The organism is Azospirillum agricola, assembly GCF_020005195.1.
Taxonomy (GTDB): Bacteria; Pseudomonadota; Alphaproteobacteria; order Azospirillales; family Azospirillaceae; genus Azospirillum; species Azospirillum agricola.
On record NZ_JAIFZR010000002.1, the window covers coordinates 1,018,855 to 1,045,075 of the forward strand.

Annotated in this window: 20 protein-coding genes; 9 read left to right on the plus strand and 11 right to left on the minus strand. The window is 71.1% G+C overall.

From position 1 onward, the window contains the following. Positions 1 to 16 precede the first annotated feature (16 nt). Positions 17 to 1,183 (minus strand): alpha-hydroxy acid oxidase, encoded by a 1,167-nt coding sequence (locus tag JN22_RS07445; protein ID WP_085553276.1) that lies wholly within the window; start codon positions 1,181 to 1,183, stop codon positions 17 to 19. Positions 1,184 to 1,384: 201 nt separating this feature from the next. Here JN22_RS07445 and JN22_RS07450 point away from each other — a divergent pair, with 201 nt between their 5' ends. The 8 genes from JN22_RS07450 (at position 1,385) to JN22_RS07485 (ending at position 12,448) form a co-directional block, all read left to right on the plus strand. Further along, positions 1,385 to 2,893 carry an ABC transporter substrate-binding protein gene (locus JN22_RS07450; protein WP_223677610.1) on the plus strand — a complete coding sequence of 503 codons (1,509 nt, stop codon included), beginning with the start codon at positions 1,385 to 1,387 and terminating at the stop codon, positions 2,891 to 2,893. Beyond that, positions 2,890 to 5,382 carry an ATP-binding protein gene (locus tag JN22_RS07455; protein ID WP_223677611.1) on the plus strand — a complete coding sequence of 831 codons (2,493 nt, stop codon included), beginning with the start codon at positions 2,890 to 2,892 and terminating at the stop codon, positions 5,380 to 5,382. The genes JN22_RS07450 and JN22_RS07455 overlap by 4 nt, the downstream gene beginning before the upstream one ends. 11 nt (positions 5,383 to 5,393) lie before the next feature. After that, positions 5,394 to 6,731 (plus strand): sigma-54-dependent transcriptional regulator, encoded by a 1,338-nt coding sequence (locus JN22_RS07460; RefSeq protein ID WP_085553278.1) that lies wholly within the window; start codon positions 5,394 to 5,396, stop codon positions 6,729 to 6,731. A gap of 165 nt (positions 6,732 to 6,896) precedes the next feature. After that, a complete protein-coding gene (locus JN22_RS07465; RefSeq protein ID WP_085553279.1) occupies positions 6,897 to 8,252 on the plus strand; it encodes an extracellular solute-binding protein in 1,356 nt (451 codons plus the stop codon). 100 nt (positions 8,253 to 8,352) lie between these two features. Continuing rightward, positions 8,353 to 10,065, plus strand: a complete 1,713-nt coding sequence (locus JN22_RS07470) for an ABC transporter permease (protein ID WP_085553280.1) — start codon at positions 8,353 to 8,355, stop codon at positions 10,063 to 10,065. A 14-nt stretch (positions 10,066 to 10,079) separates the two neighbouring features. Continuing rightward, positions 10,080 to 11,207 (plus strand): ABC transporter ATP-binding protein, encoded by a 1,128-nt coding sequence (locus JN22_RS07475; protein ID WP_085553281.1) that lies wholly within the window; start codon positions 10,080 to 10,082, stop codon positions 11,205 to 11,207. A gap of 12 nt (positions 11,208 to 11,219) precedes the next feature. After that, positions 11,220 to 11,903: a phosphoglycolate phosphatase gene (gph, locus tag JN22_RS07480; RefSeq protein WP_085553478.1), complete on the plus strand. Its 684-nt coding sequence runs from the start codon at positions 11,220 to 11,222 to the stop codon at positions 11,901 to 11,903. Continuing rightward, the gene (locus JN22_RS07485; protein WP_085553282.1) at positions 11,897 to 12,448 is read left to right on the plus strand and encodes a histidine phosphatase family protein; all 552 of its coding nucleotides are present in this window, start codon (positions 11,897 to 11,899) and stop codon (positions 12,446 to 12,448) included. The genes gph and JN22_RS07485 overlap by 7 nt, the downstream gene beginning before the upstream one ends. Before the next feature lie 40 nt (positions 12,449 to 12,488). Here the strand turns inward: JN22_RS07485 and JN22_RS07490 are convergent, their stop codons facing one another. Together JN22_RS07490 and JN22_RS07495 are read right to left on the minus strand one after the other, a co-directional pair. Next, positions 12,489 to 13,298, minus strand: coding sequence for an aldo/keto reductase (locus JN22_RS07490; RefSeq protein ID WP_085553283.1), 810 nt, complete (start codon positions 13,296 to 13,298; stop codon positions 12,489 to 12,491). A 4-nt stretch (positions 13,299 to 13,302) separates the two neighbouring features. Next, entirely contained in the window at positions 13,303 to 13,947 is a 645-nt protein-coding gene (locus tag JN22_RS07495) for a hypothetical protein (RefSeq protein WP_143268175.1), read from the minus strand. A gap of 324 nt (positions 13,948 to 14,271) precedes the next feature. On the opposite strand from JN22_RS07495, the gene JN22_RS07500 reads away from it, so the two are divergent. Beyond that, positions 14,272 to 15,288 (plus strand): ABC transporter substrate-binding protein, encoded by a 1,017-nt coding sequence (locus tag JN22_RS07500; RefSeq protein ID WP_085553284.1) that lies wholly within the window; start codon positions 14,272 to 14,274, stop codon positions 15,286 to 15,288. 175 nt (positions 15,289 to 15,463) lie between these two features. Here JN22_RS07500 and JN22_RS07505 read toward each other — a convergent pair whose 3' ends face one another. The 8 genes from JN22_RS07505 to JN22_RS07540 all read right to left on the minus strand — a co-directional run bounded on the left by JN22_RS07505 (position 15,464) and on the right by JN22_RS07540 (position 26,220). Continuing rightward, complete coding sequence (locus JN22_RS07505; protein ID WP_085553285.1) at positions 15,464 to 16,183, minus strand: helix-turn-helix domain-containing protein; 720 nt, start codon at positions 16,181 to 16,183, stop codon at positions 15,464 to 15,466. A 429-nt stretch (positions 16,184 to 16,612) separates the two neighbouring features. Continuing rightward, on the minus strand, positions 16,613 to 19,354 hold the full coding sequence (locus JN22_RS07510) for a PAS-domain containing protein (RefSeq protein ID WP_179166073.1): 2,742 nt from the start codon (positions 19,352 to 19,354) through the stop codon (positions 16,613 to 16,615). A gap of 96 nt (positions 19,355 to 19,450) precedes the next feature. Beyond that, positions 19,451 to 20,539, minus strand: coding sequence for an ABC transporter ATP-binding protein (locus JN22_RS07515; RefSeq protein WP_085553287.1), 1,089 nt, complete (start codon positions 20,537 to 20,539; stop codon positions 19,451 to 19,453). Beyond that, positions 20,536 to 22,725, minus strand: coding sequence for an ABC transporter permease (locus JN22_RS07520; protein ID WP_085553288.1), 2,190 nt, complete (start codon positions 22,723 to 22,725; stop codon positions 20,536 to 20,538). The genes JN22_RS07515 and JN22_RS07520 overlap by 4 nt, the downstream gene beginning before the upstream one ends. A 355-nt stretch (positions 22,726 to 23,080) precedes the next feature. After that, positions 23,081 to 24,151: an ABC transporter substrate-binding protein gene (locus tag JN22_RS07525; protein ID WP_223677612.1), complete on the minus strand. Its 1,071-nt coding sequence runs from the start codon at positions 24,149 to 24,151 to the stop codon at positions 23,081 to 23,083. A 164-nt stretch (positions 24,152 to 24,315) separates the two neighbouring features. Further along, on the minus strand, positions 24,316 to 25,065 hold the full coding sequence (locus tag JN22_RS07530) for a response regulator (RefSeq protein ID WP_085553289.1): 750 nt from the start codon (positions 25,063 to 25,065) through the stop codon (positions 24,316 to 24,318). A 100-nt stretch (positions 25,066 to 25,165) separates the two neighbouring features. Continuing rightward, on the minus strand, positions 25,166 to 25,624 hold the full coding sequence (locus JN22_RS07535; protein WP_085553290.1) for an acetyltransferase: 459 nt from the start codon (positions 25,622 to 25,624) through the stop codon (positions 25,166 to 25,168). Then, positions 25,621 to 26,220, minus strand: a complete 600-nt coding sequence (locus JN22_RS07540; RefSeq protein ID WP_085553291.1) for an NUDIX domain-containing protein — start codon at positions 26,218 to 26,220, stop codon at positions 25,621 to 25,623. Before JN22_RS07540 ends, JN22_RS07535 begins: the two co-directional genes overlap by 4 nt. Position 26,221 lies beyond the last annotated feature (1 nt).

The following is a 26,221-nucleotide window of genomic DNA, read 5'->3' on the forward strand; positions in this document are numbered from 1 at the left end:
GATGAAGTGATCGGGCTCAGGCCGCCGGCCGGTCGCGGCGCATCAGGATGGCGCCGTCGACGGCCTGGATGTCGGTGACGCCGCACAGCCCCATGGTGAGGTCGAGCTCGCGGTGGAGGATCTCCAGGCAGCGGGTCACGCCGGCCTCGCCCATGGCGCCAAGCCCGTACAGGAACGAGCGACCGATCAGCACGCCCTTCGCCCCGAGGGCCACCGCCTTGAGGACGTCCTGGCCGGAGCGGACGCCGCTGTCGAACAGCACCTCGACGCGCCGGCCGACCGCCTCGGCGATGTCGGGCAGGACGGCGATGGTCGAGGGCGCGCCGTCGAGCTGCCGGCCGCCGTGGTTGGACACCACCACGGCGTCGGCGCCGCTTTCGACGGCCGCCCGCGCGTCGTCGGAATCCATGATGCCTTTCACGATCAGCTTTCCCGTCCAGATCGTCCGCAGCCAGCGCACGTCCTCCCAGCTCAGCGTCGGGTCGAATTGCTGGCTGACCCAGCCGGCGAGCGAGGAGACGTCGGTGACCCCGTCGACATGGCCGACGATGTTGCCGAAGCTGCGCCGCTTGGTCCGCAACATGCCCAGGCACCAGCGGGGCTTGGTCGCCAGATCGAGGAGGTTGCGCAGGGTCGGCTTGGGCGGCGTCGACAGCCCGTTCTTCAAATCCTTGTGCCGCTGCCCCTGGATCTGGAGGTCGAGGGTGAGCACCAGCGCCGAGCATCCCGCGTCCCGTGCGCGGGCGACGAGACGCTCGATGAAGGCGCGGTCCTTCATCACGTAGAGCTGGAACCAGAAGGGCCGGCTCGTGTGCGCCGCCACGTCCTCGATCGAGCAGATGCTCATGGTCGACAGGGTGAAGGGCACGCCGAAGCGCTCGGCCGCCCGCGCTGCCAGGATCTCGCCGTCGGCGTGCTGCATGCCGGTCAGCCCGGTGGGGGCGATGGCGACCGGCATCGACACCGGCTCGCCCAGCATCCGGCTGGCCAGGGACCGTCCGGAGATGGGGACGCCGACGCGCTGGCGCAGCGGGATTTCGGACAGCGCCTCGCTGTTGGCGCGGTAGGTGCGCTCGGTCCAGGACCCGCAATCCACATAGTCGTAGAACATGCGGGGCACCCGTCGCCGCGCCAGAAGGCGCAGGTCCTCGATGCATGTGATGACCGGTTCGGATGACGCCATGTCCTCATCCTGCAAGTTGCGCGAAGCCACGCGCCGAGGGCGGTGCCGGACACCGGCGACGGCGGCCGTGGAGGTTCGGTCGTTGGATCGGGCCGTCGTTTCGCGAGGCGGCGCGCTCGTGCGTACATTGCATCCAAAGTACGTTTCTAAAATGCAGCGTCCTTCCGCCGCTGTCAATCGATTCCGTTGGGATAGCGGACGATGCGGCGTGCCGCCTTTACAGGCCCGGCCCGATGGCCTTATCTGCGGGGCATGGACCGCCGCCGGCTTCAGTCTTCCAGGACGCTCCGCGAGGAGCCGCCCTTCCACCGCGCCGAGCGGTGCCGCGGATGGCTGCGCGGGGTTGCGGCCGTTGCGGCGGCGCTGCTGCTGTCCGCTCCGCCAGCCCTCGGCCAGGAGGGGCCCGCTGCGGTCACGGTGCTCACCTCCTATCCGGCCAGCTTCTACGAGCCGGTGCGCAAGGCGTTCGAGCAGGCGCATCCCGACCGTCGCCTGCGCGTCGTCAACACCAAGACCACGGCGGCCATCACCCAGTTGCAGGACCGCGCGGGCGAGGAGGTCGACGTCTTCTGGGCGTCCGCTCCCGACGCCTTCGAGGTGCTGAAGGCGGCGGGGCTGCTGGCGACCGTCGCGCCGCGTCCGACCGGCGCGCCGGCGACCGTCGGCAACCAGCCGATCGACGATCCGGACGGCACCTATCTCGGCTTCGCGCTGTCGGGCTACGGGCTGGTCTGGGATCAACCCTATCTCGACCGGCACGGGATCGCCGCCCCGCGCGGCTGGGAGGACCTGCGGCGGTCCGGCTACGCCCGCCATCTCGGCATCACGGCGCCCTCGCGGTCCGGCACCATGCATCTGATGGTGGAGACGGTGCTGCAACTCCATGGCTGGGAGCGTGGATGGGCGACGTGGCTGGAGATCGCCGGCAACCTCGCCACGGTGACGGCGCGCAGCTACGGCGTGGTGGAGGGGGTCGCCAGGGGCCGCTTCGGCATCGGGTTGGCCATCGACTTCCTGGGTCAGGGGACGGGCCAGGGGACGGAGCCGGGGGAGGCGGCGGCCGGCGGCGGCCTGCGCTTCGCCTATCCGGCCGACAGCGTGTTCCTGCCCGCCAACGTGGCGGTCCTGCGTGGCGCCCCCAACCCGGACGGAGCCGGCGCCTTCATCGATTTCCTGCTGTCGCCGGCCGGGCAGGCGCTGATGCTGCGCCCCGACATCGGGCGCCTGCCGGTGAGCCCCGCCGCCTACGCCGCCGCGCCGGCGGGCTACCCCAACCCCTACGCGCGGGAGACCGGCGACGACCTCTTCCTCTTCGACCGCGCCTTGTCCAGCCGCCGCTACGAACTGGTCAACCGGCTGTTCGACGAGCTGATCACCTTCCGGGTGAGGACGCTCAACCGGGTCTGGCAACTGATCCACGAGGGCGAGAGCCGGCTGTCCACCGACCCCGACCCGGTGGCGCGTGACCTGCTGCGCGCGGCCCGCGCGGCGGCCACCGCGGTTCCGGTCAGCGCCGCGCAGGCCGTCGATCCGGCCTTCTCCGCGCCGTTGCGCCGGCCGTCGCGCGGGGTGCCCGTTTCGGCCCGCCAGGGCGAGTTGGAGGCCGAATGGCGGGCCTTCTCCAAGACCCGGCTGGACACGGCGCTGTCGGCCGCCGAACGCGCGCTGGTGATCCTGCGCGTGGCGGCCGGCGAGGGGGGCTGGCCGTGAGCGTCCCGGCGGCTGCGCCGGCGGCTGCGTCGGGGCCTGATGGCGGGGTGGTGCCGGTGCGTTTCGGCATCCGGGTCCGCCTGTTCCTGGCCTTCGTCGCGGTGGCGGTGCTGTCGGTGGCGGCCTGCGCGCTCGGCTGGCTGTCCTACGACCGGCTGGGCGGCACGCTGGACGAGTTCGCGGAAAGCCATCTGCCGGCGCTGGGCCTCGCGGCGAGGCTGGCGGAGGAGGGCGGCGCCATCATCGCCACCGCTCCCATCCTGGCCGGCAGCCGGACCGAGGCCGAGATGGACGCGATCCGCGACGCGCTCGGCCGCAGGCTGACCACGCTGCGGGCGTTGACGGACGCCATCGAGGGCGGGGTGCCCGGCCTGCGCCCGGTGGTGGATGCGCTCGGCCGCAACCTGTCGGCGCTGGACGGCACGGTGCGGCACCGGCTGGCGCTCGCCCGCCGCAACCAGGAGGCCGTCGAACGGCTGCGCTGGCTGCACGCCGACTTCCTCGACGAGATCGAGCCACTGGTGGCCGACGCTCGCTTCAACATCCAGAGCGCGCTGGCGACGGTCGCAAGCGGGAAGCCCTCCGACGTCGCGGTCCGCACGCTCCGCGAGGAGAACCGGCGCAGCGAGGCGGTCCTCCAGATCGGCGCCAACGGCAACCTCGCGGTCGGGCTGATCGCGCGGGCGGCGACGCTCGCCACCGCCGAGACGCTGGACGACAACGCCGGCTTCCTCGACGAGACCGCCGACCGGCTTCAGCGCGACCTCGCGGCGCTGGCCGACTGGGCGGACGGGGTGACGCTGGGGCAGCTGGTGGCGCAGCTTCTCGACCTCGCGCGCGGGGCCGACGGCGGCGTGCCGGCGCTGCGCCGGGAGGAACTGGAAACCGCCGCGCGCGGGCAGTCCCTGCTGGCCGAGAACCGGGACATCGTGGCGCAACTGAACGGGCTGATCGCCCGGCAGGTCCAGGCGGTGGAGAGCGATTCCCGCGCCGCCGCCGCGCGCTCCGCCCAGGCCATCGCCTTTGGCCGCTCCGCCCTGCTGGCCAGCGCCGTGGTCAGCCTGCTGGTGGCGGTGCTGGTGGCGTGGCTCTACGTCAACCGCAACCTGATCTCGCGCCTGACCCGGCTGGGCGACGCCGCCCGCGCCATCGCCGCCGGGGATCTGAAGGCCGACATCCCGCTGGGCGGCCGCGACGAACTGTCGGAGATGGCGGCGGCCCTGCTGGTCTTCCGTGACACCGCCGTCGCGGTGGAGGAGGCGAACGCCCAGGCGATCATCGACAACGCCCAGGCCGGGCTGGCGATCACCGACGGGGAGGGCGTCATCGAGTTCGTCAACCCGCTCGCCGCCGCCCTGATCGCGCCGCCGCCCGGCGCCCGGAACGGGGAGGGCGGAGGCACCGCCCGCCTTGCCGACCAGCTGGACGCGGAGGGGGCGGCCCGCGTCGCGGCCTTCTTCGCCGCCCAGGCGTCCCTCCAGGCCTCCGCCGGTTCCGAGGGGGTGGCGCCCGCCCTGTCCATCCTGGCCAGCGGGCGGCGTCCGGACGGCGGGGCGGTGCCGGTGCAGGTCGGCGTCCGCCCCTTCTGGCGCCGCCAGCGGCAGCGCTTCATCGTCACGCTGACCGACATGACCGAACGGTTGGAGGCCGAGCACATCCTGGAACGCACGGTGCGGGAGCGCACCACCGACCTCCAGGCCACCAACGACCGGCTGGAGCGCGCCATCGCCGAGCACCAGCGCACCGAGCGCGAACTGCGCGAGGCGCAGGCGGAGCTGGTGCAGGCTGGCAAGCTGGCGGCGCTCGGCCAGCTCGCCGCCGGGGTCGGGCACGAGCTGAACCAGCCGCTCGCCGCCATCCGCTCCTACGCCCACAACGGGCGCAAGCTGATCGGGCTGGGCCGGGTGGAGGAGGCCGACGGCAATCTCGGCAAGATCGCCGACCTGACGGCCCGCATGGCGAATATCACCAACCACCTGAAGCGCTTCGCCCGCCGCCCCGACAGCCGGCTGGGCGCGGTGGAGCTGGAGCCGGTGATCCGGGGCGCCCTGTCGCTGTTCGGCAACCGGCTGCGCGAGGAGGCGGTCGGCTTCGAGTTGGCTCTGCCCGACCCGGAATCCGGCGCCCCCCTGCGGGTCCGCGCCGAGGAGGTGCGGCTGGAGCAGGTGCTGGTCAATCTGCTGAGCAACGCGCTCGACGCCGTGGCCGGCGCGCCGGTCCGCCGCATCCTGGTCCGCGCCGAGGCGGTGGAGGACGGGGAGGAGGGCGGCGCCGTCCGCATCGAGGTGCGCGACAGCGGCCCCGGCATCGCCGCCGATCCGGTCGGGCAGATCTTCGATCCCTTCTTCACCACCAAGCCGGTGGGGACGGGGCTGGGGCTCGGCCTGTCGATCTCGTACAACATCGTCCGCGACTTCGGCGGCGTGCTGTCGGTGGCCGAGAGCGGCCCCGATGGAACCGCCTTCGTCCTCACCCTGACCCGCGTGTGAAAGCCTCTGCCATGACCGTCCTGCTGATCGACGACGATCCCGAAGTGCTCGATTCCAGCCGCCAGACGCTGGAGCTGGAGGGCTTCGCGGTGCAGGCGGTGACGGAGCCGGAGGCGGGGCTGGCCCGGCTCGGCGCCTCCTGGCCCGGCGTGGTGGTGACCGACGTGCGCATGCCGGGGATGGACGGCTTCGCCCTGCTGGAGCGGGTGCGCGCGGCGGATGCCGAGGTGCCGGTGGTGCTGGTCACCGGGCATGGCGACATCGCCATGGCGATGCGCGCGGTCCGCGAGGGCGCCTACGACTTCATCGAGAAGCCGGCCGAGCCCGACCATCTGGTGGAGGTGGTGCGGCGCGCGCTCGCCCACCGCGGGCTGGTGCTGGAGAACCGGCGCCTGCGGGCGCAGCTGGCGGAGGGCGGGCCGGAGGGACGGATCATCGGCCGTTCGCCGGCCATCGAACGCCTGCGCGCCGCCGTGGCGAACCTCGCCGACGCCGAGGTCGACGTGCTGCTGTTCGGCGAGACCGGCACCGGCAAGGAGCTGGTCGCGCGCAGCCTGCACGAGGCCGGGCGGCGGCGGGCCGGCAATTTCGTGGCGCTGAACTGCGGCGCCATGCCCGACACCATCATCGAGAGCGAGCTGTTCGGCCACGAGCCGGGCGCCTTCACCGGCGCGCAGGGCCGGCGCATCGGCAAGCTGGAATACGCGGCCGGCGGCACTCTGTTCCTCGACGAGATCGAGAGCATGCCGATGCATCTCCAGGTCAAGCTGCTGCGCGTGTTGCAGGAGCGAGTGATCGAGCGCATCGGCGCCAACCGGACGATCCCGCTCGATCTGCGGGTGGTGGCGGCGACCAAGGTGGACCTGCTGCGGCTGGCGGCGGAGGGGAGGTTCCGCGAGGATCTCTACTACCGCCTCAACGTCGTCACCGTGCCGCTGCCCCCCTTGCGGGAGCGGCGCGAGGACGTGCCGCTGCTGTTCCGCCATTTCCTCGACGCCGCCGTCGCCCGCTCGCGCCGGACGGCCCCGCCGCTGGATGCCGGGACTCTCGCCCGCCTCGCCGCCCATGGCTGGCCCGGCAACGTCCGCGAGCTGCGCAACGTCGCCGAGCGGGTGGCGCTCGGTCTGGGCGACGGCCTCGCCCCAGCCGCCACTGGAGGGGCGACGGCGGAGATCGAACCGCTGGCCGACCAGCTCGACCGCGTCGAGAAGCAGCTGATCGAGGACGCGCTGGCCCGCTGCGGCGGCCGGGTCGGCGAGACGGCGGAGCGGCTGGGGATCACCCGCAAGACCCTGTACCTGAAGATGCGCCACCACGGCCTGAACCGCGACGACTTCACGGAGGAGTGAGAAGACCGGGCGCGGGGATGTTCCCCGCGTTACCCAGCCGCCCCCGCCGATGTTCCCGTCCTGACCCATCGACGCCGCCCGAAGCCCGTCTGCGCAAGGGGTGATCGTCTGGCATGCCGATTGCTGAATGGGCGAGCATAAGACATCGAGGGGAGGACAACACCCATGCTTCGCACCACGCGCGCCCTGCGCAACGCCACCGCCGCCCTGGCCGTCCTGCTGCTGTCCGGTACCGCCGCCTTCGCTGAAGATCCCAGCGGCAAGCTGGTCATCGTCACTTCCTTTCCCAAGGACATGACGACCGCCTTCCAGCAGGCCTACCAGAAGGCCAACCCCAAGGTCACCGTCGAGATCCTGAACCGCAACACCAACGCGGGCGTGAAGTATCTCCAGGAAACCGCGTCGAACAACGGCGTCGATCTGTTCTGGGCGTCCGCCCCCGACGCCTTCGAGGTGCTGAAGGGCGCCGGGCTGCTCCAGCCCTACAAGCCGCAGGTGAAGGGCATTCCGGACATCGTCGGCACCTATCCGGTCAACGATCCCGACGGCATGTACGCCGGCTTCGCCGCCTCGGGCTACGGCATCATGTGGAACAGCCGCTATATGAAGGCCAACGACCTGCCGGTTCCCAAGGAATGGGCCGACCTGACCAAGGCGGTCTATTACGACCATGTCGCGATCTCCGCCCCGTCGCGCTCCGGCACGACGCACCTGACCATCGAGACGATCCTCCAGGGCGAGGGCTGGGAGAAGGGCTGGCGCACCAACAAGGAGATGGCCGGCAACTACCGCACCATCACCGAGCGCAGCTTCGGCGTGCCCGACGGCGTGAATTCCGGCGCCTTCGGCATCGGCATCGTCATCGACTTCTTCGCGCTGTCGTCGCAGGCCTCGGGCTTCCCGGTGGAGTTCGCCTACCCCACCATCACCACCATCGTCCCGGCCAACGTCGGCGTCGTGAAGAACGCCCCCAACAAGGCCGCCGCCGAGGGCTTCGTCGATTTCCTGCTGTCGCCCAAGGGGCAGGAGGTCCTGCTGGAACCGGCGATCCGCCGCCTGCCGGTCAACCCGGTCACCTACGAGAAGGCGCCGGCCGGCTACCCCAACCCGTTCAAGGACACCTCGCTCGGCGCCCAGGTGAACTTCGACGTCAACATGTCGCAGGCCCGCTACAACGTGGTGGACGCGCTGTTCGACCAGCTCGTCACCTTCCAGCTCGACGACCTCAAGGCAGCGACCCAGGCCATCCACAAGGCCGAGGCGGCGCTCGCCAAGAAGCCGAACGACAAGGCCAAGGCCCTGCTGGCCGAGGCCCGCAACCTCGTCGCCGCCATGCCGGTGACGGCGGAGCAGGCCGCCGACCCGCAGCTGGCTGGCGCCTTCACGGTCGAGCGCAAGTCGGCCAAGGACGCGGTGCCGGAACGCCAGGCGCAGGTCGAGCAGAAGTGGGCCGCCTTCGCCAAGGAGAACTACGCCAGCGCCCGCAAGAAGGCCGACGAGGCCCTGGCCCTGGCGCGCTGACCTGTTGCGCTGACGCCAATGCGCTGACGCTGGTGCGTCGAGCCTCGGGGGGCGTCCTTCGGGCGTCCCCTCCTTTCTCCCCAGCCCACGGGCACACTCCATGACGTCACTTGCGCTCACGCGCGACCGCATCGCGCGCGTGCGGCCGGGGCCGGCGCTCGCCGCGCTGCTGATCGCCGCCTTCCTGCTGCTGTTCCTGGTCGTTCCGGTGGTCCAGGTCATCTTCGTCGCCTTCCAGGACAAGACGACGGGGGCCTTCACCCTGGTGAACTTCGCCGACTTCTTCCAGAACGACCTGTTCATGCGGTCGTTCGGCAACTCCTTCTACGTCTCGGCGATGTCGGTGGTGGTGGCGAGCCTGCTGGCGCTGCCGCTCGCCTACCTGACCACGCGCTTCGAGTTCCGCGGCGCGGTATTGATCCAGAGCCTGGGCATCATCCCGCTGATCATGCCGCCCTTCATCGGCGCGGTGGCGATGCAGCTGCTGTTCGGGCGCAACGGGTCGGTCAACCTGCTGCTGCGCGACCATTTCGGCTTCTCGATCCCCTTCATGGAGGGGCTGAACGGCGTCATCTTCGTCCAGAGCATCCATTATTTCCCCTTCATCCTGATCAACCTGTCGGCCAGCCTGAGGAACATCGACCGGGCGATGGAGGAATCCGCGCAGAATCTCGGCTGCCACGGCTTCCGCCTGTTCCGCCGCATCGTCTTCCCGCTGGCGATGCCGGGCTACGTCGCCGGCGCCTCGCTGGTCTTCATCAAGGTGTTCGACGATCTCGGCACGCCGCTGCTGCTGAACGTCAACGACATGCTGGCGCCGCAGGCCTACCTGCGCATCTCCTCGATCGGCATCGCCGACCCGATGGGCTACGTCATCTCCGTCGTGCTGATCGCCTGCTCGCTGCTGGCGCTGTGGGTGTCGGCGCTGGCGATGCGCGGCAAGGACTACGCCACCGTGCAGCGCGGCGGCGGCGGCCTGGCCAAGCGGCGCCTGAAGCCGCTGGAGATGGTGGCGGCCTACGGCATCGTGCTGCTGATCCTGGTGCTGGTGCTGGCGCCGCATGTCGGGCTCGGCCTGCTGTCCTTCGCGACCATCTGGTCCTTCAGCCCGGTTCCCGACGCCTTCACGCTGAAGCACTACCAGACCGTCTTCACCGAGAGCGGGCAGTACATCACCAACACGCTGCTGTACGCCTCGCTGGCGGCGCTGCTCGACGTGGTGATCGGCACCGCCATCGCCTATCTGGTCCTGCGCACCAAGCTGCCGGGCCGGCAATGGCTCGACTACATCGCGATGGCGGCGCTGGCGGTGCCGGGCGTCGTGCTGGGCATCGGCTACCTGCGCAGCTTCTACGACGTGCCGATGCCCTTCACCGGCCAGCCGCTGTCGAACTTCTGGCTGATCCTGGTCTTCGCGCTGGCGATCCGCCGGCTGCCCTACGCGCTGCGCGCCTGCACCGCCGCCTTGCAGCAGGTCAGCTCCTCGCTGGAGGAGGCGGCCGAGAATCTCGGCGCCACCAAGCTGCGCACGGTCGGCCGCATTGTCGTGCCGCTGATGTCGGGCGGCATCCTGGCCGGCTTCGTCACCAGCTTCGCCACCGCGGCGGTGGAGCTGTCGGCGACCATCATGCTGGTGCATTCGCAGAGCGACGCGCCGCTGGCCTATGGCCTCTACGTCTACATGCAGTCGGCGGCCGGGCGCGGTCCGGGGGCGGCGCTGGGCATCTTCGCCGTCATCATCGTCGGGCTCGGCACCTACCTGTCGCATGTCGTCATCGAGCGCGGCCGCCGCGAACGCGGCCAGGACCACTGAGGGAAACCATCATCATGAACCACCAGTTTTCCCCGGCCGCGCTCGCCGCCCAAATCCAGAGCGTCGGCGTCGACATCGAGGGCGTCAACCTGTCCTACGGCAGCAACCATGTGCTGAAGGACGTCAACCTCGCCATCAAGCCGGGCGAGTTCTTCGCCTTCCTCGGCCCGTCGGGCTGCGGCAAGACCACGCTGCTGCGGCTGATCGCCGGCTTCAACACCGCCCAGCGCGGCGAGGTCCGCATCGGCGGGCGCGACATCTCGACCCTGCCGCCGCACCGGCGCGACGTCGGCATGGTGTTCCAGAGCTACGCCCTGTGGCCGCACATGACCGTGCGCCGCAACGTCGCCTTCGGGCTGGAGGAGCGCCGCGTCCCCCGTGCCGAGATCGAGCGGCGGGTGGACGCCGCCCTCGATCTGGTCGGGCTCAGGCATCTGGCCGACCGCCGGCCGTCGCAGCTCTCGGGCGGCCAGCAACAGCGCGTGGCGCTGGCCCGCACCATCGTGATCGAGCCGAAGGTGCTGCTGCTCGACGAGCCGCTGTCGAACCTCGACGCCAAGCTGCGCGTGCAGATGCGCCAGGAGCTGCTGAGCCTCCAGCGCAAGCTCGGCCTGACCACCATCTTCGTCACCCACGACCAGGAGGAGGCCAACACCATCTGCGACCGCATCGCGGTGATGGAGGACGGCAAGGTCCAGCAGGTCGGCACCCCGCAGGATCTCTACGACCATCCGGCGAACCTGTTCGTCGCCGGCTTCCTCGGCACCGCCAACGTGCTGGACGGCGCGATCCGGAGCGATGGCGCCGGGAACAGCGTCTTCGTCGGCGCCGGCGTCACGCCGGTGGCGCTGCCGCCGTCGGTCGGGGCGGGTGGGGCCGGGGCGGGCGGCAAGCTGATGTTCCGCCCGCAGAACCTGATCATCCGCGCCGACGGCGGGCCGCCGGCCCCCGGCCACGCCCGGCTGACCGGAACCATCCGCCACCGGGAGTTCCTCGGCGCCTCCATCCGCTACGCGGTGGACGTCGGCGGGCAGCTGGTGCAGGTGGACGCGCCGCACCAGGCGGGCGATGCCCTGCTCGCCCCGGATGCCCCGATCGTCCTCGACCTCGCGGCCGACAAGGCCCGCCTCCTTCGCCAATAAGGTGCCGTGACCGTGACCGATCCCGTGAACCGCCGCCCCATCCGCGCCGTCGCCTTCGACCTCGACGGCACGCTGGTGGACAGCGCCGCCGACCTGATGCACGCCTCCAACGCCCTGCTCGCCGAGCTGGGCCGTCCGCCGGTCGATCTGCCGGCGGTGCGCTCCTTCATCGGCGACGGCGCGCCCAAGCTGGTGAAGCGCGTGCTGGCCGCCACCGGCGGCCGGCCGGCCCCGGCGGAGGAGGCCCGCTGCCTCCAGCGCTTCCTGGCGATCTACGAGGCCGACCCCAGCGCCCACAGCGCGCTCTACCCCGGCGTCGCCGACACGCTGGAGGCGTTGGCGGGCGCCGGGCTGCGGCTCGGCGTCTGCACCAACAAGCCGATGGGGGCGACGGTGCGGCTGCTCGACGATCTGGGCATCGCCGGCCGCTTCGCCGCCGTGGTCGGCGGCGACAGCTACCCGACCCGCAAGCCCTCGCCGGAGCCGGTGCTGGGGCTGCTGGAGCGGCTGGGCGTCGCCCCGGCGGAGGCCGTCTTCGTCGGCGACAACGAGCACGATGTGGCGGCGGCCCGCGCGGCCGGGGTGGCGCGGGTGCTGCTGGTGCCCTACGGCTACGCCCGCGTGCCGCTGGATGGCCTGCCGCACGACGGCATCCTCGACGGTTTCGCCGATCTGGCGGGACGGCTGTCATGCTGACGTCGGTGATCTTCTGCCGGCATGGCGAGACGGAGAGCAACCTCGGCGGCTGGCTCGCCGGCTCGCGCGACGTGTCGCTGACCGAACGGGGCCGGGCGCAGGCGCGCGAGGCCGCCGCGACGCTGGTCGCCATGGGTCGCCAAGAGGGGCGCTCGGTGCCGGTCATCCACAGCAGCCCGCAGCGCCGGGCGCTGGAGACGGCCGGCATCCTGGCCGAGGCGCTCGGCGTCGCGGTCGTCCCGGTTCCCGGGCTGGAGGAGCGGCGCTGGGGCGATCTGGAAGGCGGCGCCATCCCGGCCGACCTGCTGCGCGAGGAGGTGCCGAACGGGGAAAGCCTGACGGCCTTCCGCGCCCGCGTCACGGCGGCGCTCGACGGGCTGTTTGGCGGGCTGCCGGTGCCCGTGGACGGCCGGCCGCCGCTGATCGTCGCGCACGCCGGGACATGGCCGGTGCTCTGCCGCTGGATGGGCGTGGAGTCCGCGCTGCTGTGGCCGCCCAACGCGGCGCCGGTCACCCTGACGCGGGAGGCCGCCGCCGCCCGGTGAGGCGGCGTGGGTGGTGGCCGGCGCCGCGCCGGGCGGGGATTCACGGCAGCGCGGCGGCGAAGCTGGCGACGTTCGCCTCCAGATGGGCGACCTTGCCGGTTCCGGTGAGGACGATGCCGTCGGCGAGATGCCGGCCGATGAAGGCGAAGGCGGCGCGGGCGGCGTCCCCCTCCGCCGCCCCCTCCGTCGCCGAGCCGACCAGCGAGCCGACCAGCGAGCCCATGGCGAAGGGCCGGTTGACGATCGCCCGCAGCCCCGCCCGCGCCATCGGGGGCAACAGCGGCAGCATCCGGTCGTCGGTGCTGTTGAGGGGGAATTGCAGGAAGGAGTAGAGCCCCGTTTCGATCGCCCTTTCCCCGGCCTCGACCGTGGCGACGCTGGCCCCGAAGCGCGTCACGCCCGCCGCCCTGGCGTGCTCGATCGCCGCGACGACGTCGGGGCTGTCCACCAGATCGGCCGTCGCCTTGTGGATTTGCAGCACGTCGATGCCGTGCAGGAGCGTCAGGCTGCGGTCGATGCTGCGCCGCAGGGCGTCCCGGCCGTGATCGACGAAGGTCGTGGCGCCGTCCGCGTCCCAATGCTCGCCCGCCTTGGTCATCACCGTCAGGGCCGAGCGTCGCGGGCCGTCGAGCCCGGCGAGGAAGCGGCCCAGCACGGCCTCGCTGCCTCCATAGGCCGGGGCGGTGTCGAGGCTGCGGATGCCGAGGTCGAGCGCGCGGCGGAGCAGGGCGCGCGCCTCCTCCTCGGCCGGCACCTCGGTCGGGCGCACGCCCCAGCTCCGGCCGATGGACAGCAGGCCGAGGCCCAGTTCAAGCCGCCGATCGGTGGCCCGTGTTTCAACAGTCGTCATCGCGTCACGCCCGTGGTTTCGGGTGGAAGAAGGATTGCGGGCGCAGGGGGGCCTCGCCGAACAGGCCGAAGGCCTGGATCACCATGCCGGTCGGCACGGTGAGGCCGCGGGCGACGCCGCCGCCCTTGAGGACGCCGCCGCGCCGGTCCGGGTCCGGCTCGCGGTGGCTGCCGCCGCCCTGGAGCCGGCAGCTCTGCATCCGGATCGGGCCGAGCACCTGCGCGCCGTCGCCGATGTGGTTGCCGAGGGCGAGCGACCCGCCGCCGAGCAGCCGCGCGTGGCTGCCGATCTCGATCACATGGTCGGGATGGTCGGCCCTGATGGTGAAGCCGCCCTCCTCGCCGATCTCGGTGTCGGCGCCGATGCCGACCCGCCCGCCGGCGGCGACGATGCGCGTGCCGGGAAAGAGCCGGGTGCCGCCGCCGACGCTCACCGCGCCGCCCTCCGTCGCCTGGACGGTGGTGCCGGGCCACAGCGTGACGCCGGCCGCCAGGGCGACGCCCGGCGAAACCAGCGTCGAGAACGGGTCGAGGACCAGAACCCCGCCGTCGGCGAGCGCCGCCACGGCCTCGACGGACAGGAAACCGGCGCGTTCGCGCGCCCGGTTGGCGGCGCCGACGAGCGCCTCAACGGCGAGCGCCTCAACCATGATCGGGGCCCCCCGCGCGCGGTGCGCCGGACGGCGCCGGACGGCTTCCGTTAACAGTGTTTCGTTGCTTTCCCCTCATGGTGACATCCGCCATTCATTCGTTCCTTGTATGAACAATCGGAAAGAAAGACGCCGGGAAACGATGCCGCGCGGACGAACGAAGGGAGGAAGAAGGAAAATGGAAGTCGTTCTTGCACTCCCTTCATCCTTGATACCGATTTTTCTCCAAAATGCAAAGCGTCTTGGATGAATTGGTATCGTCATAGGAAACAAAAACGGAAATTTGACCGGAGGATTCTTCCCATGGTTTGTGCGGTTACCAAGATGAAGTCTGTCGGTGCCGGCATCGGCGCGCTGGTTGCGCTTGCCGTGAGCCCGGCCCATGCGCAGGGAAGCGTCACCGTCATGTGCGGCGTGCAGGAGGAATGGTGCAAGGTCATGGCCGTCGCCTTCGAGAAGAAGACCGGCATCGGCGTCGCCATGACCCGCAAGAGCGCCGGCGAGGCGCTGGCCCAGATCCGCGCCGAGGCGGCCAACCCGAAGATCGACATCTGGTGGGGCAGCTCGGGCGACCCGCACCTCCAGGCCGCCGAGGAGGGCTTGAGCGTCGCCTACGAGAGCGCGCAGCTCAAGGATCTGCATGGCTGGGCGCAGAGCCAGTACAAGCAGTCGCAGGGGCGCAGCGTCGGCATCTACGCCGGGGCGCTCGGCTTCGTCTACAACACCGAGATGCTCGCCAAGCGGGGCATCCAGCCGCCGAAATGCTGGGCCGACCTGCTGCGTCCGGAGTTCAAGGGCGAGGTGCAGATGCCCAACCCGAACTCGTCCGGGGCGGCCTACACGGCGCTGGCGACCCTGGTGCAGATCTTCGGCGAGGACGCCGGCTTCGACTATCTGAAGAAGCTGAACGAGAGCGTCAACCAGTACACCAAGTCCGGCGCGGCGCCGGCGGCGGCCGTGGCGCGCGGCGAGACGCTGGTCGGCATCTCCTGGGTCAACGACAGCGTCATCCAGAAGGTGAACAAGTTCCCGGTCGACATCTCGACCCCCTGCGAGGGAACCGGCTACGAGATCGGCTCGATGAGCATCCTCAAGGGCGCCAAGAATCTCGAATCGGCCAAGAAATTCTACGACTTCGCCCTGACGCCGGAGGCGCAGGACTATGGCGCGCTCAACATGCAGATGACGCCGTCCAACAAGCAGTCGGTGTCGCCGCCCGACGCGCCGAAGTTCGAGGACGTCCGGCTGATCGACTACAATTTCCAGAAATACGGCATGGTCGAGGAGCGCAAGCGGCTGCTGGGCCGCTGGGATTCGGAGATCAAGTCCGTCGCCAACTGACGGGCGGCCTTGAGGCGGCGGCCCCGCACCCGCACGGGCCGCGCCGGGGACGGCGGGCGGTTTGGAACGTTTGAAACAGCGTGGAACGCTTTTCCCGTCCCGTTCCATGGTTCGTTCCGGCGCAAGGCGGCTCATCGGTGGCTTGGCGGCGGCTTGGCGGCGGCTTGGCGGCGGCTCATCCGCCGTGCCCGCCGCCGCGCCGCCCGCAGGGCCCCTTGCCGCGCCGCTCCTCCGCCGAGCCGAGGCTGGGGTAGGCGTCGTCGGGGTTGAGGGTCCAGGGATAGACGCCCTTGGGGCCGTCCGCTTCCGGCTGCGCCAGGATGGCGGCGGTGATGGAGGGATCGGGCAGGGTCCGTTCGCGGAAGGCGCCGGGAACCGCGTCGTCGTCGTCGAAGGCGGTCGGCGGGGCCGCCGCCGCACCGAAACCTTCTTCCGGGGCGGGAGAGGGAGCCAAATGCTCGGCGCCGGATTGGAGGGGAAGCCCGGCGTCCGGTGCGCCGAACAGGCCGAGCCGGTCGGCGGCCCAGCGCACCGTTGCCGGATCGCCCATCGCCACCAGCCGTTCCACCTGCTGCGCCACCAGATCGCGCAGCGACGACAGCCGCAGTTCCGCCTCGCGGTTCAGCGCCTGACGCTCCCACCAGACACGGGCGCGCAGGGCCTGCGAGCCGTAATAGGCCCGCCACAGCGTGGTGCGGCTGCACCCCATGGCGCGCGCGACGTGCAGGAAGGACGCCCCGCGCGCCAGCATGGCGGCGGCCATCACCCATTGCTCCTCGGCGAAGCGCGATCCGGGAACCAGGGAGCCGTCGGGCGCCGCCGGAGGGTCCTCGGCCCAGCGGGGGAGGGTGGCGGCAGGGTAGACGGCGGGGGTGGCGGGTGCGTCGAGGGGCATGGCGGGGCTCCAGGGATGGGGGACGGAGCGCCAGGATATAGGTAAATTTTCCTTTTCTGGAGGGCTTTTGGGAAAAAGCGGTTTTCGGGAGGTCCGCCCCATGCCAACGGCTTCGACCTTCGACCGCTCTGCCCGCCATCCCCGCAACGGCACTGCGGCCTGCGCGCACACGCATATCTCGCATTTGCGAGAAAAAACGCCTTTCTGTTGAAAGAAGCCCCTCTCCCCTTGCGGGAGAGGGGGCGCACGCTTTCTTCCGCCTGTGGCGGAATCCCCCTCATCCCAACCCTTCTCCCACAAGGGGAGAAGGGCTATTCGCTGCTGAAAGTTGAATGTTCTTCGCCAACGCGAGATCTGTGCAAACCGCAGCCATGGCTGGGGGAGAGGGGGATTCCACGGTGCTTCGAGAGATCGGCGCCGGCCGCCGTTTCAGAGGCGTTCCGGCAGGGCCGACGGTTCCGGCCGGCCGCGCGCCGGGCCGGGCTGGGCGCCGCTTCCGCCGCCGAGGGCGATGCGGATCTGCGCGGCGAGCGCCGGCTTCTGGTAGGGCTTCTGGATGAAGTGGAGGTCGAGCGGCAGGCTGGCGCTCTCCACCAGGAAATCCCGCGCGTAGCCCGAGCAGAACAGAACCTGCAAGGCCGGCTGGCGGGCCTTGGCGACGGCGGCCAGGGCCGGGCCGTTCATGCCGCCCGTCAAAATGACGTCGGTGAACAGCAGGTCGAAGGCCGCCCCCTCCAGCAGCGCCAGCGCCTCCTCCGCCGAGGCCGCCGGCACCGCCCGGTAGCCCAGCGCCGTCAGCATGTCGACCGCCGTCAGGCGGACGGCGGGGTCGTCCTCCACCACCAGGACGCGCTCCCGCCCGCCCTCGACCGGGCCGGCGTCGCGCGGCAGGGCCAGCGTCTCCGGCAGCATGCGGGCGCGCGGGAAGGCCATCGCCACCAGCGTGCCGATTCCGGGCTCGCTGCGGATGTCGACCTTGCCGCCCGACTGGCGGACGAAGCCGTAGACCATCGACAGGCCGAGCCCGCTGCCCCGCCCGAAACGCTTGGTGGTGAAGAAGGGCTCGAAGACGCGCGACAGCACGGCGGGCGGCATGCCGCCGCCGTCGTCGCGCACCGACAGGACGATGGCGTCGCCGTCCTCCGGCGCCGCGGCCTCCGTGGCGATGACGATGGTGCCGCCGTCGTCCAGCGCGTCGCGGGCGTTGACGACGAGGTTGAGCAGGGCGTTCTCCAACTGGCCGGGATCGACCAGCGCGGGGGCCAGCCCCGGCGTCAGCGCCGTCGTCAGGACGATGCCGTTGCCCAGCCCGTAGGCCAGCAGGTCGAGCATCCCCTCGACCAGCTCGTTGAGGTCGACGGCCTGCGGCTGCAACGCCTGCTGCCGCGAGAAGGCGAGCAGGCGCTGGATCGTCGTCGCCCCCCGCTCGGCGGCGTCGAGCGCGCGCAGCGCCTTGCCGCGCACCGGATCCTGCTCGGCCGTCTCGTCGTGGATCATCTGGAGGTTGCCCATGATCGCGGCAAGCAGGTTGTTGAAGTCGTGGGCGATGCCGCCGGTCAGCTGGCCGACCGCCTCCATCTTCTGGGCGTGGCGCAGCTGCTTCTCGATGTCCTTGCGTTCGGTCAGGTCGGAGTAGGTGGTGATGAAGCCGCCGGACGGCATCGGGCTGCTGTGCAGCTCGACCACCCGGCCGTCGGGGAAATGGTGCTCGCAGCGGACCGCCTGCTCGGCGCGCCGCCGGGTCAGCGCGTCGAGATCGACGCTGCTGCCGTCGAGCATGCGGATGCCGACCCCGCGCCGCAGCAGGTTGCGCTGAAGCTCCGCCAGATCGCGCCCGGCGACGTCGGCCGGGGTGAAGCCGTTGAGCTCAAGGAAGCGCGGATTCCAGGTGACCAGCCGGCCGTTCTCGTCGAACACCGACAGCCCGTCGTTCATGTTGTCGAAGACGGCCTCCAGCATGCGGGAGTTCTCGCCCAGCTTGCGGGCCAGCGCGTCGCGTTCGGCGACATTCTCCTTGAAGACGCTGAAGGCGCGGGCGAGGTCGCCGATCTCGTCCGGGCGGCCGGTGGCCGGGACGCTGACCAGCCGGTCGCCGCCGGCCAGCGCCGACATCGCCCGCGTCACCGCCCGCAAATTGCCGGCGACGTCGCGCATGACGTAGACCGCCGCCGCGATGGCCGCCAGCGCGCACAGCGCGCCCAGCGCCAGGATGCCGGCCTTGCCCGAGGACAAAGCGGAGAAGGTGGCGTCGCCCCGGCTGCGCGCCGCCGTCTGCATCGCGCTGGTGACGCTCTCGACCTCGCGGTTCAACTGAACCGACAGGGTGTTGGCGGCGGCGACCAGGAAGCGGCTGCGCTGCTCGATGCCGAGCTGGCGGTTGCGGATGTCGAAGACCGCCCCTTGCGCGTCGAGCACGGCCAGGAGCTGGTCGAGGGAGGGGGCCAGGAGCGCCAGCGCCGGGGCGGCGGTGTCGATCGCCCGCAGATCCCGCCGGTCGGCGTCGAAGCCACCGCGCCAGCGGGCGAGGTCGGCCGGGCTGGTCGTGGTCAGGGCGGCTGAGACGGTGTCGCGCGTGCGGTCGGCCAGCCGCAGGACCGAGAAGGGCAGGGGCGGGGTTCCGGCGGCCGCCCCCTCCAGGCCGGGAAATCCCGGATGCTCGAAGGTCCGCGCCGCCGCCCCGGCCAGCGTCTCGCCGAGGATGCGCTGGCGCTCCAGCCCGAGGCGGATCGCCGCCGCCTCCGCCCGCACCGCGATGGCCTCGCCGGTGACGTCCATCAGGTTGCGCAGCGTGCCGTCGAGCCGGCCGGCGAGCCGGACCAGCGACGGCACGTCGGACGGGACGTGCGGCGAGGCGCGCTCCAGCCCCGGCAGCCGGTTGACCAGGACCGTCAGGTCGGCGAGCTTGAGTTCGAGCTGGCCGCGCTCCTCGTCGAGGCCGGGCGTCGCCTCGATGGCGGCGATGAAGGGGGCGCGGGCGGCCAGCCCGGTGCTCAGCTCCGCCATCCGCATCGCCAGCGCGATGTTGCCGAGCCCCTCGCGCTGGAGGGACAGCAGGGCGCGCTCCGTCTCCCCCAGCCCGAACCAGCCGACCCCGCCGACCGCCGTCGTCAGGACCACCATGGCTCCGAAGGCGGCGAGCAGCCGGCCGCGAACGCTAACGGGGGACAGCATGCGTCTGACCATCGGGTTGGAGGCTACCGCCGGCCGCCCCGCCGGCGCCAGCGGGAAACGCGCCGATTGGCGCGCGATGGGGCGGGGCGTGGCGGGTCAGCGCGCGACGGCGGCGATGCCGTCGCCGGTGAAGGTCGCCAGCGCGCTGGCGCCCGCCGGCACCGGGTTGGCGACGTTGGGATCGACCACGAACAGGTCGCCGAACTCGCTGACCAGCCCGTACTCCATGTGCGAGCCGAGATAGGTCGCCTTGCGGACGGTGACGGGGATGCCGTCGCCGCTCTCGTCGATACCCCCGCCCGCGCCCACCGGCCGCAGGCGGATCGCGTTCGGCCGGACGGCGAGCAGGATCTCCCCGGCCGGCAGGCCCGGATCGGGCACCGACAGCGTCAGCCGGCCGAGCGCCACCGTCGCCGTCCCGCCGCCGCGCGCGACCAGCTCGCCGTCGATCAGATTGGCGCCGCCGATGAAGTCGGCGACGAAGCGGCTGTTCGGCCGGCGGTACAGCTCGTCCGGCGTGCCGGTCTGGGCGATCACCGACCGGTTCATCACGATGATGCGGTCGGAGACGGCCAGCGCCTCCTCCTGGTCGTGGGTGACGTAGACGGAGGTCAGGCCGAGCTTCTGCTGAAGCTCGCGGATGTCGTCGCGCATCTTGCGGCGCAGCTTGGCGTCGAGGTTGGACAGCGGCTCGTCGAACAGCAGCACCTCCGGTTCCAGCACCAGGGCGCGGGCGACGGCGACGCGCTGCTGCTGGCCGCCCGACAGCTCGCTCGGCAGGCGCTGGCCGTAGCCGCCGAGCCCGACCAGCTCCAGCCCCTCGGCCGCGCGGGCGGCGGCGTCGCGCTTGCGCACGCCGCTGACCACCAGCCCGTAGGCGACGTTGTCGGCCACGCTCATGTGCGGGAACAGCGCGTAGGACTGGAACACCATGGTGACGTTGCGGTCGGTGGCCGGCAGCCGGGTGACGTCCTTGCCGCCGATCAGGATCGTCCCGCTGCTCGCCATCTCCAGCCCGGCGATCATGCGCAGCGTGGTGGTCTTGCCGCAGCCCGAGGGCCCGAGCAGTGTGACCAGCGTGCCCGCCTCGATGCTGAAGCTGACGTCGTCGACGGCGGCGGTGTTGCCGTAGCGGCGGCTGACGTTGCGGAACTCGACGCCCGCGGCCTTGCTGGCGATGCTCATACCGGCTTCTCCTGAAGCGTGACGGGGGTGGCGGTGCGGCGGCCGATGCGGCGCTCGCCGACGGCGAACTGGATCAGCGCGATGACGACCGACATCAGGACGATCAGCGCCGAGCTGTAGGCGATGGCGAGGCCGAAATCGCCCTGCTCGACGCGGCCGACGATGTAGGCGGTCGCCAGCTCGTATTTCGGGCTGACCAGGAAGATCACCGCGCTGATCGAGGTGATGGCGCGCACGAAGCTGTAGACCAGCGAGGCGACGATGGCCGGGCGCAGCAGCGGCAGGATGACCCGGCGGATCGTCTGCACGCTGCCCGCCCCCAGCGTCAGCGAGCATTCGTCGAGGCTGCGGTCGATCTGCGACATGGCGGCGACGCCGGCCCGGATGCTGACCGGCATGTTGCGGAAGACGAAGCAGACGATGAGGATGGTGACGGTGCCGGTCAGCTCGATCGGCGGCTGGTTGAAGGCGAGGATGTAGCTGATGCCGATCACCGTGCCGGGGATGGCGAAGCTCAGCATCGTCAGGAACTCGAAGGCGCCGCGGCCCTTGAAGCTCTGGCGCACCAGCAGGTAGGCGGTCAGCAGGCCGACGGCGGCGGTCAGCGGCGCCGACAAAGCGGCGACCTCGATCGTCGTGAACAGCGAGCCCCAGGCGCGGCCCGACCAGATCAGCCCGCCCGGCCCCCAGCTGAGGTCGAAGGCCGCCAGGTAATGGCGCAGGGTCAGGCTGTTGTTGCGGCCCCAGTTCTCGGTGAAGCCGCCGAACAGGATCAGGCCGTACAGCACGAAGGTGAAGGCGGCCCAGGGCAGGGCGGTGGCGTAGGCGGCGATCTTGACGCCGCGCGGAAGCTGCGAGGGGATGCCGTTGTCGCCCTTGCCGCCGACCGTCGCGTAGGATTTCTTGCCGAGCCACTGCCGCTGCACCCAGAAGGCGCCCAGGCACAGGCAGAGCAGGATGATGCCGAGCGCCGCCGCCCGGCCGGGGTCGTTCTGGGCGCCGACGACGGCGAAGTAGATCTTGGTCGACAGCACCTCGTAATTGCCGCCGAGGATCAGCGGGTTGCCGAAATCGGCGAGGCTCTCGATGAAGCTGATGAGGAAGGCGTTGGCGACGCCGGGGCGCATCAAGGGCCAGGTGACGGTGCGGAAGGTGACCCAGCGGCTGGCCCGCAGCGTCTGCGCGGCCTCCTCCAGCGACGGGCCGATGCCCTGCACGACGCCGATCATCACCAGGAAGGAGATCGGGGTGAAGGCCAGCGTCTGGGTCAGCAGCACGCCGGGCAGCCCGTAGATCCAGCGCGAGACCGGGATGCCGAACCAGTCGGCCATCGCGAGCGTGACGGTGCCGTTGCGCCCGAACAGCAGGATGACCGCGAGGCTGATGACGAAGGGCGGCGTGATGATCGGCAGCACGGTCAGCACGCGCAGCAGCTTCTTCGCGCGGAAGCCGGTGCGCACGGCGACCAGCGCGAAGGCCAGCCCGAGCAGGGTGGTGGCGATGCCGGTCATCACCGCCAGGAAGACGCTGTTCCAGACGACGCCGCAGGACTTCGCCTCGGTCAGGCAGGACAGGCGCCAGACGTCGGGGGCGGCGAGGCGGGTCCACAGCGCCGCCGCCGAGAAGCCGCCGGTTCCGGTGTCGCCGGCCCCGCTCAGCACATAGCCGACCGGCAGGAAGACGAAGGCGGCGATGGCCGCCAGCACCAGCCCGATGGCGCCGGCCGTGAAGCGGTCGCCCTTCATGAAGCCCAAGCCGGCGAAGCCGTTGGTCATCAGGAACAGGAAGGACAGCGCGGTCAGCGCCGCCCCGGCGCCGAAGCCGCCCTGGCCGAGCGGCAGCGGCCCGAAGAGGGCGCCGAGCCAGCCCCAGGCCCAGCCGTCGAGGCCGATGGCGAAGCCCTGCGCCGCGACCCAGGCCAGCCCGAAGGCGCCGCCGGCCAGCAGCGCCGCCGGCTGGCGGGCGCGCAGGCTTGGCAGCGCCGTGACGGCCAGCGCCAGCAGCAGCGGCAGGGCGACGGGCAGGAGCCACCAGCGCCCGCTGGTCAGCCCGTCGATCAGGGCGGAGCCGGCCGGACCGGGGGCGGGCGGCGCGAGTGTGGGTTGGGTGCCGCTGCCGGCGAACCAGGGCAGCAGGGCGAAGCCCACCCACCCCAGCGCCAGCCATATTGCCGAGCGTGGACGCATCACATCACCTGCGGATTTTGACGGACCGGGCGCGGCCGGTCCCTTTCTGTGGGCGGGGCGATCGCCTTATGGCTCCCTCTCCCACCCCGGGAGAGGGCATGGAGCCGACGGCCGCAGGCCGGACGATCGCCGAAGGCGATCGTAGGCGGAATGCGGTCGCGAGACTTGCGAGCGACCTCGGGGCCCATGCGAGAGCATGGGAAGGGTGAGGGGCTATCGGGCGTGGAACGAAATCCATGTTCCGCCAGCCCCTCACCCTCCCCGCTTCGCGGGTCCCCTCCCTCTCCCGGGACGGGAGAGGGCTTCGGCCGCCGGATACGATTGCCCTGCCCGGAGGAGAAGGGCCGGAAAGCCGTTACTTGGCGACGGCCTTGATGTCGGCGTCCCAGCGCGACAGCAGGCGCTTGCGCTCCTCGGCGGTGCCGTATTTCTGGAAGTTGTAGTCGATCATCCGGATCGCCTCCAGCTTCGGCGCCTCCGGCGGAATCGCCGCCTTGCGGTTGGACGGCATCTGGAACTGCTTGGTCTCGGCGCCGGTGGCCTGCCCTTCCGGCGACAGGGCGAACTCGTAGAAGGCCTTGGCGGCGTCGGGGTTCTTCGTGCCCTTGAGGATGCTCATCGAGCCGATCTCGTAGCCGGTGCCCTCGCAGGGGGCGGCGACGTCCACCGGGAAGCCGTTGATCTTCTGGTTGATGCCGTCATGCATGAAGACGATGCCGACCAGCGTTTCGCTGCGCGCGGCGGCGGCGGCCGGCGCGCTGCCCGACTTGGTGTACTGGTTGACGTTGTCGTTCAGCTTCCTCAGGTAATCGAACGCCCCATCCTCCCCCAGGATCTGCACCAGGGTGGCGAGCGCGGTGTAGGCGGTGCCCGACGCGTTGGGGTTCGCCATCTGGATCTCGTCCTTGAACTCCGGACGCAGCAGGTCGGCCCAGCATTTCGGCGCGCCGATCTTGCGCTTGCCCAGAAGCTCGGTGTTGTAGACGAAGCCGAGCGCCCCGGCGTAGACGCCGACGCTGCGCCCCTGCGACTGCTTGTACTGGCTCTGCGCCCAGGGCTGGAGGTCCGCCTGCTGCGGGCTCTCGTAGGCGAGGGTCAGCCCTTCCTCGGCGGCCTGGAGATGCGGGTCGCCGGGGCCGCCCCACCAGACGTCGGTCTTCGGGTTGGCGGATTCGGCGCGGATCTGGGCCAGCGCCTCGCCGGCGCTCTTGCGGCTCATGGCGACGGCGGTGCCGGTCTTCTTCTCGAAGGCGACGGCGATCGCCTTGCACCATTCCTCCTGCACGCCGCACAGGACGGTGAGCGCGCCCTGGGCCTGGGCCGGCTGCGCGGCAAGCGCGACCAGCGCGCCAAGGCCGAGACCGGCGGATTTGACCCAGTTGGACTTGATCCAGTTGGACTTGATCCAGTTGTCTGCGGATGTCACGGGAACACTCCTCCCTGGAGTTCGACTTGGCTTCTTGCGGACGCGCCTGTTCGTCCGGCCAGTGTAAGCGGCCAGGGTGAACGGCGGATGTCACGCTTTCAGGGAGCGGCTGTAATCCTGTTAACGGAACGCCCGCCAACGAACGGGGATGCGCCCGGCGCCGGTCAGTGGCCGAACGCCTCGATGTCGCAGTCGAAGACGTAGCCGAGCCCGCGCTCGGTGCGGATCAGCCAGGGCTGCTGCGGGTTGCGCTCGATCTTGCGGCGCAGCCGCAGGATCAGCACGTCGATGGTCCGGTCGAACACGTCGTCGCGGTCGTGGTGGGTCAGGTCGAGGATCTGGTTGCGGCTGAGCACCCGCCCGTGGGCGCGGACCAGCGCCACCAGCAGGTCGAACTCGGCCACCGTCAGGGCCACCGGCTTGCCGGCCGGGTCGAACAGCCGCCGCCCGTCCTCGTCCAGCGTGAAGCCGGCGAAGCGGTAGCCGCGCTTGCAGGGCGCCGGGACCGGAACGCTCTCGCGGGCGGTGCGGCGCAGCACCGCCTTCACCCGCGCGATGAACTCCCGGTTGTTGAACGGCTTGACGATGTAGTCGTCGGCGCCGACCTCCAGCCCCATGATGCGGTCGATGTCGTCGCCGCGCCCGGTCAGCATGATGATCGGCACGTCCATCGTGCCCCGAAGCTGGGCGGCGATGGAGATGCCGTCGCGGTCCGGCAGGCGCAGGTCGAGCACGATCAGGTCGAGCCGGCCGGACGCCAGCACCGCCATCAGCGACGCCGCGTCGGGGCAGAGCGCCGTCCCGTAGCCTTCGCCGGCCAGCAGGTCGGCGACCATCCGGAGCACCGCCGGATCATCGTCGACGACCCCGATCGTCAGGCGCTTGCCGCCATTCGGTGACGCGTTCGATGACATCCTGCCCGCCCGGTGATGAGGGCGCAGGATCGCATTCCTTCCCGCCGGGATCAACAGATCTGGCCGGGACCGGCGGAGCGGTGTTCGGATCGGTCGCGGTTTACGGCGTTGCGGCGCCGGCACGCCTCCATCGCAAGCGGAGCAGCGGGTAGGGCCGGCCGTCGTCGTCGGTCTCCGAGCGGCCGACTACCGCAAAGCCGAGGCGTTCGTAGAAGCCCCGGCCGGACGGGTTCTGTTCGTTCACGTCCACGGTGACGGTGTCCCGGTCCCGGCGGACATGCTCGACCAGCTTGCGGCCGAACCCGACGCCCCGGCTGTCGGCGTGGACGAAGAGCGCGTCGATGTGGCCGCCGGACGCTCCCAGGAAGGCCTGCGGGACATCCTGCCCGTCCACGGCGACCAGAAGCCCGGCGGCCGGCAGATAGGCGGTCCGCACCAGATCGGCGATCTCGGCGAAATGCTCCGGCGTCAGGAAATGGTGCGTCGCCAGGACGGAGGTCCGCCAAATCTCGACGTTGCGGGCGAGGTCGTCGGCGCGCGCGGCGCGGATGTCGGTCATCGGACGGTCCCGCCGTCCTTGAAGAGATGCAGGGCGGCGTGTTGCAGCAGCATGATGGTCTTGCCGTCGCGGATGCGGCCGTCCGCGATCATCCGCAGCGCCTCGTCGATCGTCGGCTCCAGGCGCTCGATGTCCTCGCCCTCGTCGGCGTTGCCGCCGCCGTCGGACACCCGGTCGGCCGCCGAATAGGCGCCGACGAAGAAGTGAAGGCGCTCCGTCACCGACCCCGGACTCATGAAGGCGTCGAAGATCGGGCGGACGTCGGTGACGCGGTAGCCGGTTTCCTCCTCGACCTCGGCCTTGATGCGCTCCTCGGGGCTGGCGTTGTCCAGCAGGCCCGCCGGGGCTTCGATCAGCAGGTCGTCATGGCCGTTGACGAAGGCCGGGTAGCGGAACTGCCGGGTCAGCAGCACCGTGCGCCGGTCCGGGTCGTACAGAAGGATGGTGGCGCCGTTGCCACGGTCGTAGGTCTCCCGGCTCTGCCGCTGCCAGGAACCGTCCCCCCTCAGGAAGCTGAAGGTCGTCTTCTTCAGGACGTACCAGTCGTCCGACAGGGTGGTCACGTCCTCGACCCGAACCCGGCTGGATATCGCCATG

Bases quoted from the DNA above. Each gene is read 5' to 3' on its own strand.
- JN22_RS07485 (WP_085553282.1), top strand. From the start codon at position 11,897: ATGCTGACGTCGGTGATCTTCTGCCGGCATGGCGAGACGGAGAGCAAC.
- JN22_RS07490 (WP_085553283.1), bottom strand. From the start codon at position 13,298: ATGACGACTGTTGAAACACGGGCCACCGATCGGCGGCTTGAACTGGGC.
- JN22_RS07540 (WP_085553291.1), bottom strand. From the start codon at position 26,220: ATGGCGATATCCAGCCGGGTTCGGGTCGAGGACGTGACCACCCTGTCG.
- JN22_RS07520 (WP_085553288.1), bottom strand. From the start codon at position 22,725: ATGCGTCCACGCTCGGCAATATGGCTGGCGCTGGGGTGGGTGGGCTTC.
- JN22_RS07510 (WP_179166073.1), bottom strand. From the start codon at position 19,354: ATGCTGTCCCCCGTTAGCGTTCGCGGCCGGCTGCTCGCCGCCTTCGGA.
- JN22_RS07515 (WP_085553287.1), bottom strand. From the start codon at position 20,539: ATGAGCATCGCCAGCAAGGCCGCGGGCGTCGAGTTCCGCAACGTCAGC.
- JN22_RS07465 (WP_085553279.1), top strand. From the start codon at position 6,897: ATGCTTCGCACCACGCGCGCCCTGCGCAACGCCACCGCCGCCCTGGCC.
- JN22_RS07500 (WP_085553284.1), top strand. From the start codon at position 14,272: ATGAAGTCTGTCGGTGCCGGCATCGGCGCGCTGGTTGCGCTTGCCGTG.
- JN22_RS07450 (WP_223677610.1), top strand. From the start codon at position 1,385: ATGCGGCGTGCCGCCTTTACAGGCCCGGCCCGATGGCCTTATCTGCGG.
- JN22_RS07505 (WP_085553285.1), bottom strand. From the start codon at position 16,183: ATGCCCCTCGACGCACCCGCCACCCCCGCCGTCTACCCTGCCGCCACC.
- JN22_RS07535 (WP_085553290.1), bottom strand. From the start codon at position 25,624: ATGACCGACATCCGCGCCGCGCGCGCCGACGACCTCGCCCGCAACGTC.
- JN22_RS07530 (WP_085553289.1), bottom strand. From the start codon at position 25,065: ATGTCATCGAACGCGTCACCGAATGGCGGCAAGCGCCTGACGATCGGG.
- JN22_RS07445 (WP_085553276.1), bottom strand. From the start codon at position 1,183: ATGGCGTCATCCGAACCGGTCATCACATGCATCGAGGACCTGCGCCTT.
- JN22_RS07470 (WP_085553280.1), top strand. From the start codon at position 8,353: ATGACGTCACTTGCGCTCACGCGCGACCGCATCGCGCGCGTGCGGCCG.
- JN22_RS07475 (WP_085553281.1), top strand. From the start codon at position 10,080: ATGAACCACCAGTTTTCCCCGGCCGCGCTCGCCGCCCAAATCCAGAGC.
- JN22_RS07495 (WP_143268175.1), bottom strand. From the start codon at position 13,947: ATGGTTGAGGCGCTCGCCGTTGAGGCGCTCGTCGGCGCCGCCAACCGG.
- JN22_RS07460 (WP_085553278.1), top strand. From the start codon at position 5,394: ATGACCGTCCTGCTGATCGACGACGATCCCGAAGTGCTCGATTCCAGC.